A 19,831-nucleotide genomic window follows, 5' to 3' on the forward strand; every position below is an offset into this window, starting at 1 on the left:
GGCAGGAGTGCGCAGCTGCGCACACGGCGCAGCGTGGATGAACGGTGCAGCTAACCCAGCAGGTCGGCCACGGCCTCGCGCTCGGCCCGCAGCTCCTCCACGTTGGCTGCGATGCGCTCGCGCTGGAAATCGTTGAGCTCCAGGCCCTGGACGATCTCCCACTTCCCGTCGCGGGCGACCGTCGGCAGGCCGGCGACCAGGCCGGCGTCGATGCCGTAGGAGCCGTCGGAGACGACCGCGGCGCTCGACCAGGTCTCGGTGCCCGCGATCCAGTCCCGCATGTGGTCGACCGCGGAGGACGCCGCCGACGCGGCCGAGGACTTGCCACGGACCTCGATGATCTCGGAGCCGCGTCTGGCCACCCGCGGAATGAACTCGCCCGTGTACCAGTCGTGGTCGATCCGGTCGGCGATGGGCTGGCCGTGGACGGTGGCCCAGGTGATGTCCGGGAACTGGGTGGCGGAGTGGTTGCCCCACACCACCAGGTTGTCGATGTCGGTGGTGGCGACGTCGAGCCTGGTGGCCAGCTGGGACAGCGCGCGGTTGTGGTCGAGGCGCATCATGGCGGTGAAGCGCTCGGCGGGGATGTCCCGGGCCGCCTGCCGGGCGATCAACGTGTTGGTGTTGGCGGGGTTGCCCACCACGAGCACCCGGATGTCATCGGCGGCGTGGTCGTTGAGGGCCCTGCCCTGGGGCCCGAAGATCCTGCCGTTGGCGGCGAGCAGGTCGGCCCGCTCCTCCCCCTTCCCGCGTGGCTTCGCCCCGACGAGGAAGGCGGCGTTGGCCCCGTCGAAGGCGGTCTCGGCTCGGTCGGTCACCTCGACGGAGGCCAGCAGCGGGAGCGCGGAGTCCCCCAGTTCCATGGCCACCCCCTCGGCGGCGCCCACGGCGTCGGGGATTTCCAGCAGGCTCAGCTCAATGCGGGTGTCGGGACCGTAGACGTCGCCGGCGGCCAGGCGCCACAGCAGGGAGTAGGCGATCTGACCGGCGGCGCCGGTGACGGCGATCTTGGCGGTGGAGGCGGTCATGGGAGGATTCCTCTCGTGCGGGGGCGGGTCGCTGGCCCCAGCCTAGCCCTGCCGGGAGGCGGGGTGTCACCCCCGGATGGGGAGGAAATACTGCCCGGCATCCCTAGGATTGCACCTGATTCCCAGCCCGTTTATGTGGTTCACCCCCGTTTGTGCTGCGTGCGCTTCGACCCCGTTGCCTTTCAGGCACGATAGACACGACCGAGGCGAGGGCTCTCACCGCAGGGCCCTCCGAGCCCGATGCCCGCCCACCCCGCGGCCCACCGGCCCGGCCCCCTGAAACTCTCCGAACATAAGGAACCCAAGGAATGCACTACGACGCAGCCGATCTCCGGCAGGCGGAGTCCGAGCACGATGGTTTCGACGAGACCGTCACCGTCGACCGGGTGATCGAGGTCGCCGTCACCCAGTTCGCCCGTGACGGATTCCACGAGGCGAAGCTCGAGAACATCGCCCGTGCCTCCGGCATGTCGAAGCGTATGATCCACTACCACTTCGGTGACAAGAAGGGTCTGTACCACCGCTCGCTGGTCGCGGCGATCGAGTGGATCCACCCTGACGAGGAGGCGCTGGAGCTCGACTCCAGTGTCCCCGTCGAGGGCGTGCGCAAGCTTGTCGACGCCCTCTTCGACAGGTTCGTGGACCACCCCGACGCCGTGCGTCTGCTGATCATGGAAAACGTCCACCACGTGCTGGGCACTCCCGAGCTCGCGCCCCTGACCGACGAGTCGTCGATGACCCTGCACCTGGACCGGCTGCTCATGCTCGGACAGGACGCGGGCGCCTTCCGCCCCGGCATCTCGGCCGACGACATCTACCTGCTCATCTCCTCGCTGGCGTTCTACCGCACCGCCAACCGGGATCTGACCGTCAACCTCTTCGGGGTGGACATGATGAACGAGGAGAACACCGCGGGCATGCACCGCTTCGTGGTCGACGCCGTCCTGGCGTTTTTGACCTCTAATATCCCGGACTCCGGGTACCGCAGCTACCTCACCCCCAACCTGGCCGGCGACGAGCCGCAGTCCGCGCTAGGCATCTACGATCCCGACCAGAACGACATCTTCGGCGGGAACTGACCGGGAAACCGGACAGCAACGGCCCCGGCTGATCGGCGCAGTCCCCTCGACTGCGCCGACCGACCGGGGCCGCGGCGGTGTCGCCTAAGCGGTCTTCTCCGCTTCCTCGGTGAGCACGAGCTCGGGCTCACCCTCGCCGAGGGCGGCGGCCTCGGTGATGATGACCTCGGCGACGTCCTCCCGGTCCGGCAGGTCGTACATGACCGGCACGAGCAGCTCCTCCATGATGGCGCGCAGGCCACGGGCGCCGGTGCCGCGCTCGAGGGCGTGGTCGGCGATCACGTTCAGGGAGTCCGGTTCGAAGGTCAGCTGGACGCCGTCCATGTCGAAGAGCCGCTGGTACTGCTTGACCAGGGAGTTCTTCGGCTCGGTGAGCACGCGCACCAGCGACTCTCGGTCGAGGTTGTCCACGGTGGCCACGACCGGCAGGCGGCCGATGAACTCGGGGATGAGGCCGAATTTGACCAGGTCCTCGGGGCGCACCTGCGCGAACAGGTCCAGCTTCTCGCGGTCGGAGGCCGTCTCGATCTGGGAGCCGAAGCCCAGGCCCTTCTTGCCCACCCGCTCGGAGATGACCTTCTCCAGGCCGGCGAAGGCGCCGGCGACGATGAAGAGGATATTGGAGGTGTCGAGCTGGATGAACTCCTGGTTCGGGTGCTTGCGCCCGCCCTGCGGCGGGATGGAGGCGGTGGTGCCCTCCAGGATCTTCAGCAGCGCCTGCTGCACGCCCTCGCCGGAGACGTCGCGGGTGATCGACGGGTTGTCGGACTTGCGCGAGATCTTGTCCACCTCATCGACGTAGATGATGCCGCGCTGGGCGCGCTGGACATCGAAGTCGGCGGCCTGCAGCAGCTTGAGCAGGATGTTCTCCACGTCCTCACCGACGTAGCCGGCCTCCGTGAGGGAGGTGGCGTCCGCGATGGCGAAGGGCACGTCCAGCATGCGGGCCAGGGTCTGGGCCAGGTAGGTCTTGCCCGAGCCGGTGGGACCGAGCAGCAGGATATTCGACTTGGCGATCTCGACCTCGTCGTCCCGGTGCTTGCGTGAGGACATCCCGGCGCGCTCGTCGGTGCGGATGCGCTTGTAGTGGTTGTAGACCGCCACGGACAGCACGCGCTTGGCGTCGTTCTGGCCGATGACGTACTTGTCCAGGAAGGCGGAGATCTCCGACGGGCGCGGGAGCTTGTCCTCCTTCTGCTCCGCGGCCTGCGCGGCCCCGATCTCCTCTTCGATGATTTCGTTGCACAGCTCGATGCACTCGTCGCAGATGTACACACCGCCGCCGGCGATGAGCTTCTTCACCTGCTTCTGGCTCTTCCCGCAGAAGGAGCACTTGAGCAGATCGGCGCTTTCTTGCATACGTGCCATGAGGGGTATCGATCTCGTTTCACTCTGGGGAGGGCAGTACTGCCCCGGGTGGTGGTTTCACTCTAACGAATGCGTCAACCCGCCTGCCGGAGGGCAGGCGGGTTGTGGGCCGGTTCCGGCCGGTCCCCGGGGGCTGGGGGCGCGAGCCTACTCCAGACCCTCGGCGACCGCGAACGGCGCCTCGGTGACCTCGCGGACGGACTCGACGGTCTCGCCCTCGGCGCACTGCAGCAGGGTCAGGCCCTCGTTCTCGTCGACGTCGAACACCGCGTAGTTGGTGACGATCATGTCGACGCACTTGGCGCCGGTCAGCGGCAGGAGGCAGGCCGGCAGCACCTTGGAGGCGCCCTTCTTGGTCACGTGGTCCATCATCACGATGATGGACTTCGCACCGTGGACCAGGTCCATGGCACCGCCCATGCCCTTGACCATCTTGCCCGGAATCATCCAGTTGGCCAGGTCACCGTGCTGGGAGACCTCCATGGCGCCGAGCACCGCGACATCGACGGCGCGGGAGCGGATCATGGCGAAGGAGTCGGAGGAGGCGAAGTAGGAACCGCCCTCGTTGACGGTGATGGTCTCCTTGCCGGCGTTGATCAGCTCGGGGTCGAGCTCGTCCTCGGTCGGGTACGGGCCGACGCCGAGGATGCCGTTCTCGGAGTGCAGGACGACCTCGAGGTCCTCGGGCAGGTAGCCGGGAATGAGGGTCGGCATGCCGATGCCGAGGTTGACGTACTGGCCGTTGACGAGCTCCTCGGCCACACGCGCGGCCATCTGTTCCTTGCTCCAGGTCATTACTTGCTCACCGTCCTGTTCTCGATACCGGTCTCCTGCGGGCCGACCGCCACGACGCGGTCGACGTAGATGCCGGGGGTGTGGACCTCGTCCGGGTCAATCTCGTCCACGAGGTGCTCGACCTGGGCGATGGTGACCTTGCCGCTCATGGCGACGTCCGGGTTGAAGTTGCGGGCGGTCCTGCGGAAGACGAGGTTGCCGTAGCGGTCGGCCTTGTGGGCGTGGACCAGGGCGAAGTCGGCGCGGATGCCCTCCTCCAGCACGTAGAGGCGGCCGTTGAACTCGCGGGTCTCCTTGGGCTTGGAGACCTCGGCGACGGTGCCGTCGGAGTTGTAGCGCTGCGGCAGGCCACCCTCGGCGACCTGGGTGCCCACACCGGCGGTGGTGTAGAACGCCGGGATGCCGGCGCCGCCGGCGCGCATGCGCTCGGCGAGGGTGCCCTGCGGGGTGAACTCCACGGTCAGCTCGCCGGAGAGGTACTGGCGGGCGTACTCCTTGTTGGAGCCGATGTAGGAGCCGATGGTGCGGGAGATCCTTCCGTCCTCGAGGAGGAGGCCGAGTCCGAAGCCGTCGGTGCCGCAGTTGTTGGAGATGATCGTCAGGTCGCCGGCCCCCTGGGCGCGGAGCGAGTCGATGAGTCGGGCGGGGATGCCGACGAGTCCGAATCCGCCGACGGCGATGGACGCGCCGTCGTGAATGTCGGCCACGGCCGCATCAGTCGTTGAAAAGGTCTTGTCCAGCATGATTAAAACTGTACACTGATGTTCACGATCTGCACAAGGGTTCGCAACGTGAACTTTGTGATGATCATTACCCCCACCATCCACGAAAGGAGCCGGAATTGGCGTCGGGAGAGACACCCAATGTCCAGTCCCTCGTCCGCGGCCTGTCGGTCATCCGGACCTTCAACGCCGACCGGCCGCGACAGACCCTCGCCCAGGTCGCCGAGGCGACCGGCCTGGCGCGGGCCACCGCGCGGCGCTTCCTCCACACGCTCGTCGGGATCGGGTACGCCGACACCGACGGCGTGGAGTTCTGGCTGACCCCGCGTGTCCTCGAGCTCGGTTACAGCTACATGTCCGGGCTCGGCCTGCCGGCCATCGCCCAGCCCCGGCTGGAGGAGCTCTCCCGCCAGGTGGGCGAGTCCAGCTCACTGTCCGTCCTCGACGGCCCGGACATCGTCTACGTCAACCGCGTGCCGGTGCGGCGCATCATGACCGTGTCGATCACCATCGGCACCCGCTTCCCGGCGTACGCGACCTCGATGGGGCGTGTCCTGCTGTCCGGGCTGATCCCCGGGGAGCTCGACGAGTACTTCGAGGCCACCGAGCTGGTCACTCTGGCGCCGACCACCATCCACGAGGAGTCCCGTCTGCGCGAGGAGATCGCTCGCGTGCAGGATCAGGGTTGGGCGATCGTCGATCAGGAGCTCGAGCCGGGTCTGCGCTCGCTGGCCGCCCCGGTCCACAGCACCGAGGGCAGAATCGTGGCGGCGGTCAACATCTCCACACAGACCGCCGTGCATGATCTCGATGAACTCCACCGGGCGTTCCTGCCGTCGCTGATCGACACCGCACGGCAGATCTCCGCGGATCTCTCCGCGACCGAACTGTTCTAGAAAGGAACCACACCACATGTCCTCCACCACCCCGCAGGACACCGACATCGTCCTGTGCTCCCCGCTGCGCACCCCCGTCGGCCGCTACGGCGGCATCTTCACCGACGTGCCGGTCCAGGACCTGGCCGCCACCGTCGTGCGCGCCGTCGTCGAGCGCACCGGCATCGACGCCGCCGAGGTCGACGACCTCATCCTCGGCCAGGCTGCCCCGAACGGCGCCGCCCCGGCCCTGGGCCGCGTCGTCGCCCTCGACTCCGGCCTGGGTGAGTCCGTGCCGGGCATGCAGCTGGACCGCCGCTGCGGATCCGGCCTGCAGGCCGTGGTCACCGCCGCCGCGCACATCTCCGCCGGGGCGGCCGACCTGATCATCGCCGGTGGCGCGGAGTCCATGTCGCGCACCGAGTACACCGTCGACGCCGACGTCCGCTGGGGCAAGAAGGGCGGCAACATGGTCTTCCGCGACCGCCTCGCCGAGGCCCGCGAGACCGCCGGCGGCAGGCACCACCCGATCCCGGGCGGCATGATCGAAACGGCCGAGAACCTGCGCCGCGAGTACTCCATCGACCGCGAGGCCCAGGACAAGCTGTCCGTGGCCTCCCACGAGCGGGCCGTCGCCGCCCAGGAGAACGGCATCTTCGCCGAGGAGATCGTGCCCGTGACCGTGCCGGGTAAGCGCCGCAAGGATCCGGAGCAGGTCATCGACCGCGACGAGCACCCGCGCCCGGGCACCAGCGTGGAGTCCCTGGCCAAGCTGCGCCCGGTCATGGGCCGCCAGGACGAGGAGGCCACCGTCACCGCCGGCAACGCCTCCGGCCAGAACGACGGCGCGGCCGCCATGATCGTGACCACCCGCGCCAAGGCCCGCGAGCTGAACCTGACCCCGGTGGCCAGCCTGCGCGGCTGGGCCGTCGCCGGCGTCGCCCCGGAGACCATGGGCATCGGCCCGGTCGCCGCCACCAGCAAGGTCCTCGACCGTCTGGATCTCACCCTCGACGACATCGACCTCATCGAGCTCAACGAGGCCTTCGCCGCCCAGGCCCTGGCCGTGCTCTCCGAGTGGGGCATCGACGCCGAGGACCCGCGCCTGAATCCGCTGGGCTCCGGCATCTCCCTGGGCCACCCCGTCGGCGCCACCGGCGCCCGTATGCTCGTCACCGCGTCCCACCAGCTGCAGCGCAGCGACGCCAACACCGCCCTGGTCACCATGTGCATCGGCGGCGGCCAGGGCCTGGCCGCCGTGCTCGAGAAGGAGGAGAACTAAATGACCGTCCTGCATCACGTCACCTACGGCAAGACGAACGCCGACAACGGCACCGTCGTCCTGCTGGGGTCCATCGGCTCCACGACCGACATGTGGCTGCCGCAGCTCGACGCCCTGTCCCGTGACCACCGCGTGATCGCCCTCGACCACCGCGGCCACGGCAGCTCCCCGGTCGTGCCGGGCCCGGCCACCATCGAGGCCCTGGCGGCGGACGTCCTGGAGACCCTGGACACCCTCCACGTCGAGGACTTCGCCGTGGTGGGCCTGTCCCTGGGCGGCGCCGTCGCCCAGTACCTGGCCGCGACCTCCCCGCGCGTCACCCGCGCGGTGTTCATGTGCACCTCGCCGAAGTTCGGCACCCGCGAGTCCTGGATCGAGCGCGCCGCCGCCACCCGCTCCACCGGCACCGGCGCCCTGGCCGATGCCGTCATCGGCCGCTGGTTCAGCCCCGGTTTCCTCGAATCGAGGCCGGCCACGACCAACCATTACCGGACCATGGTCGCCTCCTGCGACGACGAGGGCTACGCCAGCTGCTGCGAGGCCCTGGCCAACTGGGACTTCCAGGACCGTCTCGCCGAGATCTCCGTGCCGGTGCTCACCATCGCCGGTGGCGACGACCCCTCCACCCCGCCGGAGACCCTGCAGGGCATCGCCGACGCCGTCTCCGGCGAGGCGCGCGCCGAGGTGCTCTCCCCGGGCGCCCACGTACCCACCGTCGAACGTCCCGCCGAAGTCAACGCCCTGCTCCAGGAATTCCTGGGCGCCTGACCCGGCACCCCCCCCACCTCAGGAGGCCACCCATGAGTGCACTGCCCCTGCTCGCTGTCGAGAAACCGCATCTGCCCCGCCCCTCCCTCCGGGAGATCGCGCGGGACACCGGCCCCCAGGAGATCGGCAACGGTCTGGTGGCGCTGATCTTCTCCGCCTCCGGCCCCATCGCCGTGATCCTGGCGGCCGCCGCGGCCGGGAACCTGAGCGCGGAGGAGACCTCCTCCTGGATCTTCGGGGCCTTCCTCGGCAACGGCATCCTGACCCTGTTCCTGACCTGGCTCTACCGCAGCCCACAGGCCTATTTCTGGACCATCCCCGGCACCGTGATCGTGGGCGACGCCCTCGTGCACCTGAGCTTCGGGGAGGTGGTCGGGGCCTATCTGGTCACCGGTGTCCTGATCTTCCTGCTGGGGTGGACCGGCCTGATCGGCAGGATCATGGCGGCGCTGCCGCCGACGATCGTGATGGCGATGGTCGCGGGCATCTTCCTGCGCTTCGGCCTGGATCTGATTACCGCGGCCACCGGTGACCCGCTCATCGCCGTCCCGATGATCCTCATCTTCGTCGCGCTGAGCATCGTGCCCCGGATCGCGGCGGTGGCCCCGCCGGTGGCGGTGGCCGCGGTCGTCGGCACGCTCATCGCGATCGTCGCCGGACGCCTGGAGCCGGGGATCCTCGACGACGGCCTGATCGCCTCCCCGGTGTTCGTCTCCCCGGAGTTCTCGCTGGGCGCGATGGCGGAGCTGGTGGTCCCGCTGGCGATCACCGTCGTCATCGTCCAGAACGGGCAGGGCGTGGCCGTGCTGCAGGCCGCCGGCCACCGGCCCGGCGTCAACCTGGCGGCCGCGGCCAGCGGCCTGGTGTCAATCCCGATGGCGTTCATCGGCAACATCTCCAGCTGCCTGACCGGCCCGACCAACGCCCTGATCGTCTCCGGCCCCAACAAGGAGCGCCACTACGTTGCGGCGATGGTCACCGCACTCGGGGCGATCTGCGTCGGCCTGTTCTCCCCCGCGTTCGTCGGTTTCATGCTGGCCATGCCGGCGTCCTTCGTCGCCGCACTCGCCGGCATCGCCATGCTCACCCCGCTGAAGAACGCCTTCGTGGCGGGCTTCTCGGGGGCCTTCTCCACCGGCGCACTCGTGTGCTTCCTGGTGACCGTCTCCGAGATGACGCTGCTCGGCATCACCGCCCCGTTCTGGGGCATCGTCTTCGGCTGCCTGATCGCCTGGTTGATGGACCCGAAATCGGCGAAGACCGAGCCCGAGGCTGAGACCGAGTCAGAGACCGTGCCCGCGGCCCCGGACGATCCCGCGGGCGATGATTCCTGCGACGAGGCCCGCCAGGCCGCGCTCCTGGAGGACAGTGAGGCCCGTGAGGCCGCGGCCCGGGAGGCCGCCCGACGGCAGTCGTCGAAACACTGAGCCGTCCTCCCCCACCTGCCCACCACGCCGGTACCGCCCGGGTCATCTCCCGCGACGGTGACCGGCGTGGTGTCGTCGGTGCGCCCCTTGCCCGCAGAAACCGGTTCCCACCAGCCCCAGGGCTGATAATCTCGGACGGGACATGAGCACGCTCTTCCTCCGGCACATCCGCCGTCACCTGTTGGCGCGGGTGACCACCGCGGCCGGCTCCGGCCCCTCCGGTTCCCTGATCCTCATCGGCGGCCCGGAAGGGGCGAAACGTTCCACCGCCCTCGACGCCCTGGCGGCCCCGCTGTCCCACCGGCCGCAGGTGCGGATTCCGCTGTTTGCGTGGTACCGCGCACAGCCCGGCGCGGTCCGGGAGTTGCTTCCCCCGTTGGAGGACGACACGGTCCTGCTCATCGACGATCTGCACCACGCCGACGAGCCGTCCCTCGAGTTCCTCGTCACCCGGGTGCGTCGGCCGGGTTCCCCGCTGACGGTCCTCGCGACCGTCGACGGCCCGGATCTGGACCCGCTGGCCTCCCGGGTGATTCACCTACCACCCCTGACGCTGCCGGAGAGCGCCGCCTACCTGCGTTCCGTCGCCGGGGACCGGGTGCCCGCCGACACCGTGGAGGCGGTGCACGCCATGACCGGTGGCTGGCCCGGGTTCATCGACGAGGTGGTGGCGGCCGCGCCGGGCGGCCATCTCGCGGTGCCGGGTGCCACGGTCCCGGTTCCGGAGCCGTGGCGGAACCGGTGGGCGGGTATCTGCGAGGGCCTGGACCCCGCGACCGTCGATGCCCTGCACCGCGGGGATCTCGACCGGGCCCCGGAGGCGGTGGCGCGGGGCGTCCTCCACGGTGTGCCGACCGCGCGGGGCCGGCGGTGGCTGTTCCGGGACCCGCGCGACGCGGCGGTCGCGGCCAGCCTCAACCCGGACCAGGCCGTCCCGGACTCCCCCGCCGGGGAACACGGTTCGGTGGCCTACGAGCGTCGGCAGCTGGCCAAGGCCCTGTCCGGGGCGGCCCGGCTCAACCTGCCGGTGGCCGATCTCTACCTGGGTGAGTGCCGGGGACGGGTGGAGCCGGAGAAGCAGGACAATCTGCGCGGCTATCTGGCCCTGTACGCCGGGCATCCCCGTGGCGCGCACGCCTACCTGGATGAGCCCGGCCCCGAACCGGAGCAGGCGGTGCGCGGGGTACTGCTCTCCCTGGCGGACTGGGATCCGGTGGGCATGCAGCGCAAGGTGGCCGCCATCCGGCAGAGTGGGGACCCGGAGTCCACCGCCGTGATGGAGGCCCGCATCGTCGGGCTCGTGGCCGACGCCGCGCTGTCCGGCCGGATGCCCGCCATCGACCTCGCCCCGACCAACTCGCTCAACGGCCAGCGCCTGGGCATGGTCCACGGCTGGCTGTCGCTGGCCTTCGACGATCCGCTCACGGCCCGGGAGAAACTGCAGCCCCTGCCCGGGCGCTCCCCCGTGACCGGGTTGTGGCAGGACGCCTGGCTGGCCCGCACGCTGTACGTGCTCGGCGAGTGGTCGGAGGCGGCGCTGGTGGTGGAGCGCGGCCTGGCCAGCGCCGAAACCCACGGCATCCGCCTGCTCGAGCCCCTGCTGCTGTGGACCGGCGCCCAGATCACCGCGATGCAGGGGGATGCGGCACTCTCGCAGAACTACCTGCATCGGCTGACCCTGGGCGAGGACGCCTTCCTGATCCAGAAGCTTCCCTCGGCGATGGGCAAGATGATCGTCTCGGCCAGCAACTCCGACCTGCCCACCGCACTGCGCGCCGGCGAGCAGCTCGCCCAGATCGTCACCGGCACCGACACCCAGCACCCCGGATTCTGGCCCTGGGAGGACGTGTACGCGCAGACGCTCATCCGGGCGGGCCGCATCGACCGGGCCGACGAGGTCATCAGCTCGGCCGAGGAGCGCCACTCCCCCTCTGGCCTGGTCTCGTTGACCGCCAAGAACGCCGTTCCGCGGGCGACCATCCAGCTGCAGCGCGGCCAGCTGACGGCAGGCCTGCGCACCTTCCAGGACGCGGTCGACGCGATTTCCTCCGTACCCATGCCCGCCTACCAGTCCCGCATCCTCTTCGAGTACGGCAAGGTGCTGCGCCGGCACGGCCGGCGTTCACAGGCCGACGACATCCTCTCCCGCGCCGCCGAGGTCTTCGGCCGGATGGGGGCGACCGCCATGGTGGAGCGCTGCGCGGCGGAACGGCGCATCGGCGGGGTCGGCGGGCACCACCGCGGCCGGCACGGGCTGACCCCGCAGGAGGAGCAGATCGCCCTGCGGGTCGCCGAGGGTGCCACCAACGGAGAGGTGGCCCGGGAGCTGACCCTGTCGACGAAGACGGTGGAGTACCACCTGACCCGCGTGTACCGGAAACTCGAGGTGCGCTCCCGGCAGGAACTGCGTGAGCTGCTGAACGCGGGGTGAGCCGCAGGTCGGGAGATCATCTGCGGCAGAAAACCGACCTCCCTGTTCGGGCGCTGACCGGTTGGTCCACCCCCACTGCCCGGGCCTTCTCCGGGCCTTTCTCCGGGGAAGGTTCAAGGTGACCACCGCTTATCGGCGTTCCTTATGCCGATTTCCATGGTTGTCTTCTGGCTTGCCGCCGGGAGATCCCGATGCTTCGTGGGCCCCTCACTCCCGAGCTCCGGGATCCCGGTCAATCCGGCCTGGCTCCGGACCGTCCAGGGCTTCGCCCCGGGCGTGCCGGTGACCAGCTCCACGCCGGCCTGCAGGTGGGCGTGGCCTACGGCGTCCACTCGGTCGGCAGCTCCGTGCGGCGTGGGTGAGGGAGCCGCCGGGCCGGCCGGGCCCGGCAGTTCGGCCAGCGGGACGTCGGCAAGCGCCAGCGTGTGCGACAGGGAGATGTCCGGGCCGATCAGTCCGGGCAGGTGGGTTCCGGTGACGGCCGTGGGCCGGGCCGGGCGGAAATGACACGAGCCCCGCGGCCGGCGCAGAAACTGCGCGGGCCGCGGGGCCCTGGTACGGGGTGCCGGATCAGCCTCGGAGGGATCCTCCGGTTCAGGAGGACGTCGCCGCCTTCTCCCCGCCGCGGCCACGCAGGGTCACCGAGGTGGAGAAGATCAGCGCCCCGAGCAGGCCGATGCCGGCGAAGGCGAAGAAGCCCCAGGGGTAGGCGATGCCGGCGGTGACCAGCAGGCCACCGACCAACGGCCCGGAGATCGCCCCCAGGCGGCCGATGCCCGCGGAGAAGCCCATGGCGGTGGCGCGCACCGAGGAGGGGTGGTTCTCACCGACGAAGGCGTAGACCAGCACCTGGGAGCTGAACACGAACACGCCGGTGAGCAGGACCGCGACATAGAGGGCGATCATCGGCATGCGCACGGCCAGCAGCGCGAGGAACACCGCGGAGAGGAAGAACCACAGCAGTGCCGTGCGGCGCGGGGACTGGCTGTCGGCGACCTTGCCGGCGATGACCAGGCCGATCACGGCGCCGATATTGAGCACCATCAGAAAGCCGAGGGAGTTGCCCAGGTCGTAGTCGGCCTGGACCATGATCTGCGGCAGCCAGGTGTTCATGCCGTAGACCAGCAGCAGGCCCATGAAGGAGGTGCCCCAGATGGCGATGGTGTTGCGGCGGAAGGTGGGCCGGAACAGCGCCGCCAGACCACCGGTGCCGGCCTCCGCCTCGTGCCGGCGGTCCAGGTCGTCCTCGGTGGACAGGCCGTAGGCCGTGGCGATCGCCGTGGCCTCTTCCTCCCGGCCCTTCATGCGCAGGAACTGCGGGGACTCCGGTAGCAGGAAGTACAGGGCGGGCACCAGGATCAGGCCGGGGACGGCGCCGGCAATGAACATGGAGTGCCAGCCGAAGGCCTCGATCAGCAGCAGCGCCAGGAAGGCGGTGGCCACGGCGCCGACGTGGTAGCCGGTCATCAGGGTCGTCGAGGCGGAACCGGCCTTGGAGCCGGGGCGGAACTCGGTGGCCATCGCGATGCCGGTGGGCAGCGCGCCGCCGAGGCCCACACCGGAGAGGAAGCGCCACAGGATGAACAGCGCGACACTGTCGGTGAAGGCCAGCAGCAGGGTGAAGATGGAGAAGGACAGCACGGAGAACATCAGCACCCGGCGGCGGCCGAGCTTGTCGGTGAGGAACCCGATGGCCAGGGCGCCGATGGTCATGCCGATCAGACCGGCGGTGCTGACCGTGGTGGCGTCACCCGCGCTCAGATCCCAGCCCGGGTCGGCCAGCATGGACGGGATGGTGGCGCCGAGGACGACGAGGTCGAAGCCGTCGAGCAGGATCGCCAGCCAGAGCAGGGTGATGACGGTGCCCACGCTTCTGGTGGGGCGTGAGGCGGTGGCGGACTTAGTCGGTGTCATGGTCCTTAGATCTCGAATCGGGGGAGGTCGAGGCCGACGTACTGCTGCGCCAGGTAGGTGCGGCCGGCCTCGGTGGACAGGACGGATTCCAGCTCCGCGATGCGGCGGCGGGTCTGGAAGTGCGGGTCGCCGGGCACGGAGTGCAGCATGGACGACATCCAGTAGGAGAAGTGCTGGGCTTTCCAGATGCGCGGCACGGCGAGCGCCGAGTACTCGTCGAGCAGGTCGCGGTTGCCCTTCTTGACGGCGCGCACCAGGCCCGGGGCGAGCACGGCGACATCCGCGACGGCCAGGTTCAGGCCCTTCGCCCCGGTCGGCGGGACGGTGTGGGCGGCGTCGCCGGCGAGGAACAGCCGGCCGCGCTGCATCGGGTCCGTGACCGCGGAGCGGAAGCGCAGGACGGCCTTGTCGAAGATCTCGCCCTCGGAGACCTGCAGGTCCTCGGAGTCCACACGGGTGTGCAGCTCGGACCAGATGCGCTCATCCGACCACTGCTCCACCGTGTCCTCGGGATTGCACTGCAGGTAGTAGCGCTGGACGGTGGGGGTGCGCGTGGAGATCAGCGCGAACCCGTTGTCGTGGGTGCCGTAGATCAGTTCCTTCTGCGTCTGCGGGGCGTTGACCAGGATGCCGAACCACGCGTAGGGGTACTCGTGGCGGTCGCGCACCGCACCGTCGAGCTCTAGGACGGGCGTGCGGTACGGGGACTTCGAGCCGTCGCCGGCCACCACGTAATCGCACGTCAGCGTCTGCTGCGCCCCGGAGGCGTCGGTGTAGGTGACGGTGACCTCGTCACCGTCGTAGCCGGTGACGTCGTCGACGGTGGTCTCGAAGTGGATGGCCCCGCCGTCCTCGAGACGCTTGGCGATGAAGTCCTTGAGGTACTCGTGCTGCGGGTAGACGGCCATGTGGTGGCCGGTCAGCTCGGTCAGTCCGATGCGGGTGCGCCTGCCGTCGATCGAGATCTCGATGGCGTCGTCGATGTCGGCCTCGCGGTCCATGCGCTCACCGACACCGGTCTCACGCATCAGCCGCATGGTGCCCTGCTCGAGGACGCCGGCGCGCACGGTCTCCTCGACGTCCGCACGCGAGCGGGACTCGAGGATCACGGACTCGACGCCGTGCCGGTGCAGCAGGTGGGACAGGGTCAGGCCGGCCGGGCCGGCCCCGATGATGGCGACAGGGGTGTGGGACATGTCAGTTCTCCTCTTCTGCGACAGCGGCGGACAGCAGCTTGAAACCGTGGTTGGAGTTCGGCACGCCGGCGTAGACGGCGGTGTGCAGCAGCACCTCGGCGATCAGATCCTTGTCGACGCCCGCCCGCAGCGCGGCACGGATGTGCATGTCCAGCTCGCCGTCATTGCCCACGGCGGTCAGGACCGCGATCGTCAGCAGGCGGCGCTGCGTGTGGTCCAGGCCCTCGCGGTTCCAGATATCGCCCCAGGCGGTGCGGGTGATGAAGTCCTGGAAGATCTCGGTCGTCGGCGTCTGCTTCGCGACGGCCGCATCGACGTGCGCGTCGCCGAGCACGGTCCGACGGTTTCTCATGCCGACCTCGTGGGCCGCGGCACGTCCGGAGTCGTACTGGTCACTCATCGTGGTCATTCCTTATCTACTGGTGGGCGGGGTCGGTGCGATCGGTGCGGTCGGTGAGACCGGCGAGGATGAGGTCGACGATCTCCCCGGCGTGGCCGGTGGCGTCGTCCGGCCCGTTGCCGGTGCGGGTCATGTTGCGGGCCATGGCGTCGGTGTCCACGTGGATCCCGTCGAGGCTGGCGTGCAGGCGGGCCACCGCGGAGGCGGTCGCGGCCAGCAGGTCGCGCAGGGACTGCCACTCGGCGTGCCAGCTGCCCACCCCGCGCTGCCAGCGGCAGTCGAGGGCGTCGAGCAGCGTGGCGGCCAGTCCCGGGGTGCGGCGGGCGTAGCCGTCGCAGGCGACGGCCGCGGCCGGATTGGCCTTGTGCGGCATTGAGGAGCTGCCACCGGGGGTGGGTTCGCGCAGCTCGCCGATCTCCGTGACGGAGTGGGCGATGATGTCGCCGGCGACCTTGCGCACGCTGCCCGCGAGCTGCGCGGCAGCGGTCGCCACGGTCGTGAAGGGCAGCCGGTTGGTGTGCCAGACCAGCGGCCGGTCGGCCAGGCCGAGCCGCTCGGCGAGACGATCGTGGATTTCGATGCCGTGGGGGTGCGTGGCCGCCAGGTTGCCGGTCGCCCCGGCGTACTGCACCGGCAGCGCCAGAAACGCGCGCTCCAGCTCGCCGGCCGCCCGGTCGACGCCCTCGGCCCAGCCGGCGGCGATCAGCCCGAAGGTGGTCGGCAACGCCTGCTGGCCCAGCGTGCGTCCCATCACCGGGGTGAGGCGGTGGGTGCGCGCCTGCCCGGCCAGGAGCGCCACGACGTCCCGGGCCTGGGCGACGATGACCCCGCCCGCGCGCCGGGCGCACAGGGCCAGGGCGGTGTCGACGCCGTCCTGGCTGGTCGCCCCCACGTGGATGCCTGCCGTGTTGTCGGGGGTGAGCTTCTTCAGTCCGGCGGCGATCGGGATGGTGGGGGTGCCGCCGGACACGGAGGCCGCGGAGATCTCCGCGACGTCGAGAACGTAGCGGTCGAGCGCGCCGCGGGCGGCCTGCGCGTCGGCGGCCGTGATCGCGCCGCAGTCCTCGGCGGCGTCGGTCAGCGCCCGTTCGAACTCCACGATCGCGGCCAGGAAGGCCCCGTCGGAGAGGTGGCGGTGGGCTCGCGTGTCACCACCGGCGAGGTCGCCGTAGGTGGACCGGCACAGATCCATGGACATCTGCTCCTTGACTTGAGGGCGGGGGACGGTCTCAGACGCGGAAGAAGGGGGTCTCCCGGGTCGGATCGTCGTGCTGCATGACGATCTCCAGCCGGTAGCCGTCACCGGTCTTCTCCGCGACGAGCAGATGGCGGCGCTCCTCCGGCACGGCGTTGAGCACCGGGTCGGCGGCGTTGGCCTGTTCGTTCTCCGGGAAGTAGAGGCGGGTGTAGAGACGCTCGAGCATGCCGCGGGCGAACACCCCCAGCTTCAGGTGCGGGGCCTCGGTGTCGGCGCCCTCGAACTCGATCGCGCCCGGGAGGAGGGTGGTGAAGGTGACGCTGCCGGTGCCGTCGACCATGCCGCGGCCCAGACCCCGGAAACCCTCGACGGTGGCCTGGTCCCCCGTGCGCGGATCCAGCGGGGAATTGAAGACGCCGTCGGTCCCGGTCTGCCAGACCTCGATCATGGCGTCGGAGATCGGGTTGCCGTCGCCGTCGATGACGGTGGTGGTGACGTGGACGGCGCCCTCGGTGCCCTCGGGGACGATCTGCTCGGAGTCGTCGAGGGTCAGACCGATGTGGACGTAGGGCCCCACGGTCTGGGAGGGGGTGATGCCGAACCCGGCCTCGTCCTGGTCGCGGATGCCCGAGACCGGGTAGCGGAACTCCGTGGCGTTGGAGGTGTCGATCATTTCTGACTCCTTGGCTGTGCTGACTGGTGGGGGCGGTCTACTCGAACGGGGTGGCGTGGGCGCCACGCAGGATGATGTCGAACTTGTAGCCGAGGGCGAAATTCGGGCGGGTCTCGTCGTAGTCGAAGACGGCGATCATGCGTTCGCGCGCGCCGGCCGGCACGGAGTTGTAGATCGGGTCCTGGAAGAACATCGGATCACCCGGGAAGTACATCTGGGTGACCAGGCGCTCGGTGAACTGGCGGCCGAACAGCGAGAAGTGGATGTGGGCGGGGCGCCAGGCGTTGTGGTGGTTGCCCCACGGGTAGCAGCCCGGCTGGATCGTGTAGAAGCTGTAGTGGCCGTTCTCGTCGGTCAGGGTGCGGGCCACGCCGTTGAAGTGGGGATCCAGCGGGGCCGGCCAGGAGTCGTTCTTGTGGCGGTAGCGGCCGGCGGCATTGGCCTGCCAGGCCTCGACCAGGGTGTTGGGGACGGGCTTGCCGTCCCAGCCGAGGACCCGGCCGTGGACGAAGATGCGCTGGCCGATGGCCTCCCCGCCGTTGGCCTGCGTCATGTCGTTGTCGATACCGCCGAAGTCACGGTCGCCGAAGACCGGACCGGTCAGCTCACCGAGGCGCTCCGGGACCATGATCAGGTCGTTGTTCGGGTTGCGCTTGATGGTGGTCCGGTACTCCGGGAAGTGCAGGGGCGCGAAGACCCCCTCGGTGGACGCGTTGTGTGTGGTGGTCAACCGTGACTCCATGATGAGCCCTCTCTGTGATCTGCCCTACAGTGATGACGCTCACGATAGGAGTACGGTTCAGGCCACAGCAACTCGTTCACGGAACGAACAACGAAGTCATGAGTGAAACATCACTGGCCAGCGGCTTTGCCTCCACACCCCTGCCCCAGGGGTTGGTCAGGGGTGTGGCTCAGGGTCCGTGACGAAGATCAGGGGGCCGTGCCCGGCCCGGCGCCCGTCCCGCTCATGTCGTGCGGCCTCCCTACCGGTCGAGAAGATCCGGGCCATTTTCCGCGCCCCAGGGCCGACGGCGGCTCCGGGGGTGGTGAAGGGATGAAAATAATTCCGGCGAATCGTCCCGCCGTCGCGTAATGTGCTTGAAGTCCCGCGGTTCAGAGAGCCCTCGATCTCCGTGGACGAAGCGCGGCCCGCCCCTGCGGCCGCGCCTTGTCACCCACACGTTCCTGCCTCTCCCCCGGAGCCCCGGTACCCGAGCTGCAGCTGTACCCATCCCGAAAGAATCACCCGTGGATATCCGACAGCTCATCGACACCACCCGCATGGGCGGCTACCAGTGGCTCATCATCGGCCTGGCCGCCTTCCTCAACGCCCTCGACGGCTACGACCTCGTGGCCATGGCGTTCACCTCCCAGTCCGTCAGCGCGGACTTCGGCCTGTCCGGCGCCCAGCTCGGCTGGCTGCTCTCCGCCGCGCTCATCGGCATCGGCGTCGGCTCGATCATCCTCGCCCCGCTGGCCGACCGCTTCGGCCGCCGGCGCCTGATCATCACCGCCCTGCTCATCGACCTGGTCGGCCTGACCTGCTCGAGCTTCGCCACCAACTTCGAGACACTGCTGGCCTTCCGGGCCCTCACCGGCATCGGCGTCGGCGGCATCCTCGCCTGTGTGACGGTCGTGGTCAGCGAGTATTCCAACCTGCGTTTCCGCGGCCTGGCGATGTCCATCTACTCCGCCGGTTACGGTCTCGGCGCCTCCCTGTGCGGCGTCCTGGCCGCCCAGGCCATCCCGGCCTACGGCTGGCAGTCGGTGTTCATCACGGGTGCCGGCCTGACCCTGCTGGCCCTGGCGCTGACCCTGTTCTTCCTCCCGGAGTCCGTCGACCACCTCGCCGCCCGGGGCCGGACGGAGCAGGTGGAGGCCGTCGCCCGCCGCCTGGGCAAGAGCGGACCCGTCACGGCGTCGGCGAAGCAGGCCGGGGAGCAGCCCCGCACCCGCACCCGCGAGATCCTCTCCTCCGGTTACCTGGGAACCACGCTGAAACTGTGGGTCGCGTTCTCCCTGATCACCTTCGGCTTCAACTTCGCCAACCAGTGGACCCCGCAGCTGCTGACCGAGTCCGGACTCTCCGCGCAGCAGGGCATCATCGGCGGCATCATGCTCTCCTTCGGTGGCACGATCGGTTCGCTGATCTACGGCGCGCTGACCACCCGGCTGCACGCCCGCCGCCTGTTGATCGCCTTCTCCCTGCTCTCGGCGGTCGCCCTCGTCGCCTTCATCTCGGCGACCGATCTCCCGACGCTCATGTTCGCCGCCGGAGTGGCCGTGGGCATGCTCCTCAATGGCTGCGTGACCGGCATGTACACCATCACCCCGCAGGCCTACCCGGCCGCGCTGCGCACCACGGGCGTGGGCACCGCCATCGGCGTCAGCCGCGCCGGTGCGGTCATCGCCCCCATCGCCGTCGGCTACCTCTTCGACGCCGGCTGGTCCCCGGTGGCCCTGTACCTCAGCGCCGCCGTCATCGTGGCCCTGGCCGCCGTGGCACTGATCGGGGTGCGGGCACATTCCGGATCCCACGACCGCGCCGGCTCCGCTGACGCACTGCAGGAGCGGGAGACCGTCGCAGCGCAGTAGCCGGGACCGCGGTTCCTCCGTTCACCGCAACCGGAAGGCCGCCCCTCCTGACAGGAGGGGGCGGCCTTCAAGCTCACGGA

Annotated in this window: 17 protein-coding genes; 7 read left to right on the forward strand and 10 right to left on the reverse strand. The window is 69.7% G+C overall.

All coding sequences use genetic code 11. From position 1 onward, the window contains the following. Positions 1-50: 50 nt before the first annotated feature. Positions 51-1,028 carry a malate dehydrogenase gene (locus tag A605_RS11145; RefSeq protein ID WP_015401620.1) on the reverse strand — a complete coding sequence of 326 codons (978 nt, stop codon included), beginning with the start codon at positions 1,026-1,028 and terminating at the stop codon, positions 51-53. Positions 1,029-1,336: 308 nt separating this feature from the next. On the opposite strand from A605_RS11145, the gene A605_RS11150 reads away from it, so the two are divergent. Continuing rightward, a complete protein-coding gene (locus A605_RS11150; RefSeq protein ID WP_015401621.1) occupies positions 1,337-2,107 on the forward strand; it encodes a TetR/AcrR family transcriptional regulator in 771 nt (256 codons plus the stop codon). Positions 2,108-2,191: 84 nt separating this feature from the next. On the opposite strand, the gene clpX is transcribed toward A605_RS11150, so the two are convergent. The 3 genes from clpX to A605_RS11165 form a co-directional block, all read right to left on the reverse strand. Next, positions 2,192-3,475 (reverse strand): ATP-dependent Clp protease ATP-binding subunit ClpX, encoded by a 1,284-nt coding sequence (gene clpX, locus A605_RS11155; protein ID WP_015401622.1) that lies wholly within the window; start codon positions 3,473-3,475, stop codon positions 2,192-2,194. 147 nt (positions 3,476-3,622) lie between these two features. Next, the gene (locus tag A605_RS11160) at positions 3,623-4,270 is read right to left on the reverse strand and encodes a 3-oxoacid CoA-transferase subunit B (RefSeq protein ID WP_015401623.1); all 648 of its coding nucleotides are present in this window, start codon (positions 4,268-4,270) and stop codon (positions 3,623-3,625) included. Then, complete coding sequence (locus A605_RS11165; protein WP_015401624.1) at positions 4,270-5,013, reverse strand: CoA transferase subunit A; 744 nt, start codon at positions 5,011-5,013, stop codon at positions 4,270-4,272. Before A605_RS11165 ends, A605_RS11160 begins: the two co-directional genes overlap by 1 nt. 98 nt (positions 5,014-5,111) lie before the next feature. Here A605_RS11165 and A605_RS11170 point away from each other — a divergent pair, with 98 nt between their 5' ends. From A605_RS11170 to A605_RS11190, 5 genes are all read left to right on the forward strand, one after another. Next, the gene (locus A605_RS11170; protein WP_015401625.1) at positions 5,112-5,888 is read left to right on the forward strand and encodes an IclR family transcriptional regulator domain-containing protein; all 777 of its coding nucleotides are present in this window, start codon (positions 5,112-5,114) and stop codon (positions 5,886-5,888) included. A gap of 16 nt (positions 5,889-5,904) precedes the next feature. Continuing rightward, entirely contained in the window at positions 5,905-7,149 is a 1,245-nt protein-coding gene (locus A605_RS11175) for an acetyl-CoA C-acetyltransferase (RefSeq protein ID WP_015401626.1), read from the forward strand. Further along, a complete protein-coding gene (gene pcaD, locus A605_RS11180) occupies positions 7,150-7,917 on the forward strand; it encodes a 3-oxoadipate enol-lactonase (RefSeq protein ID WP_015401627.1) in 768 nt (255 codons plus the stop codon). Positions 7,918-7,949: 32 nt separating this feature from the next. After that, on the forward strand, positions 7,950-9,344 hold the full coding sequence (locus A605_RS11185) for a benzoate/H(+) symporter BenE family transporter (protein ID WP_015401628.1): 1,395 nt from the start codon (positions 7,950-7,952) through the stop codon (positions 9,342-9,344). A gap of 142 nt (positions 9,345-9,486) precedes the next feature. Then, entirely contained in the window at positions 9,487-11,775 is a 2,289-nt protein-coding gene (locus tag A605_RS11190; protein WP_015401629.1) for a helix-turn-helix transcriptional regulator, read from the forward strand. Between the two features lie 594 nt (positions 11,776-12,369). Here the strand turns inward: A605_RS11190 and A605_RS11200 are convergent. The 6 genes from A605_RS11200 to pcaH are packed head-to-tail and all read right to left on the reverse strand — an operon-like array spanning position 12,370 to position 17,886. Further along, the gene (locus A605_RS11200; protein WP_027004273.1) at positions 12,370-13,689 is read right to left on the reverse strand and encodes an MFS transporter; all 1,320 of its coding nucleotides are present in this window, start codon (positions 13,687-13,689) and stop codon (positions 12,370-12,372) included. A gap of 5 nt (positions 13,690-13,694) precedes the next feature. Then, positions 13,695-14,885, reverse strand: a complete 1,191-nt coding sequence (locus A605_RS11205) for a 4-hydroxybenzoate 3-monooxygenase (RefSeq protein ID WP_015401632.1) — start codon at positions 14,883-14,885, stop codon at positions 13,695-13,697. Between the two features lies 1 nt (position 14,886). Then, complete coding sequence (pcaC, locus tag A605_RS11210; RefSeq protein ID WP_015401633.1) at positions 14,887-15,285, reverse strand: 4-carboxymuconolactone decarboxylase; 399 nt, start codon at positions 15,283-15,285, stop codon at positions 14,887-14,889. 16 nt (positions 15,286-15,301) lie between these two features. Continuing rightward, on the reverse strand, positions 15,302-16,483 hold the full coding sequence (locus A605_RS11215; RefSeq protein WP_015401634.1) for a lyase family protein: 1,182 nt from the start codon (positions 16,481-16,483) through the stop codon (positions 15,302-15,304). A 31-nt stretch (positions 16,484-16,514) separates the two neighbouring features. Continuing rightward, positions 16,515-17,156 (reverse strand): protocatechuate 3,4-dioxygenase subunit alpha, encoded by a 642-nt coding sequence (gene pcaG / locus A605_RS11220; RefSeq protein WP_015401635.1) that lies wholly within the window; start codon positions 17,154-17,156, stop codon positions 16,515-16,517. Positions 17,157-17,193: 37 nt separating this feature from the next. Further along, positions 17,194-17,886, reverse strand: coding sequence for a protocatechuate 3,4-dioxygenase subunit beta (pcaH, locus tag A605_RS11225; RefSeq protein ID WP_015401636.1), 693 nt, complete (start codon positions 17,884-17,886; stop codon positions 17,194-17,196). A gap of 518 nt (positions 17,887-18,404) precedes the next feature. Between pcaH and A605_RS11230 the strand changes: the two genes are divergently transcribed. Beyond that, positions 18,405-19,751, forward strand: a complete 1,347-nt coding sequence (locus A605_RS11230; RefSeq protein ID WP_015401637.1) for an MFS transporter — start codon at positions 18,405-18,407, stop codon at positions 19,749-19,751. Positions 19,752-19,831 lie beyond the last annotated feature (80 nt).

Source organism: Corynebacterium halotolerans YIM 70093 = DSM 44683 (assembly GCF_000341345.1).
Classification (GTDB): Bacteria; Actinomycetota; Actinomycetes; order Mycobacteriales; family Mycobacteriaceae; genus Corynebacterium; species Corynebacterium halotolerans.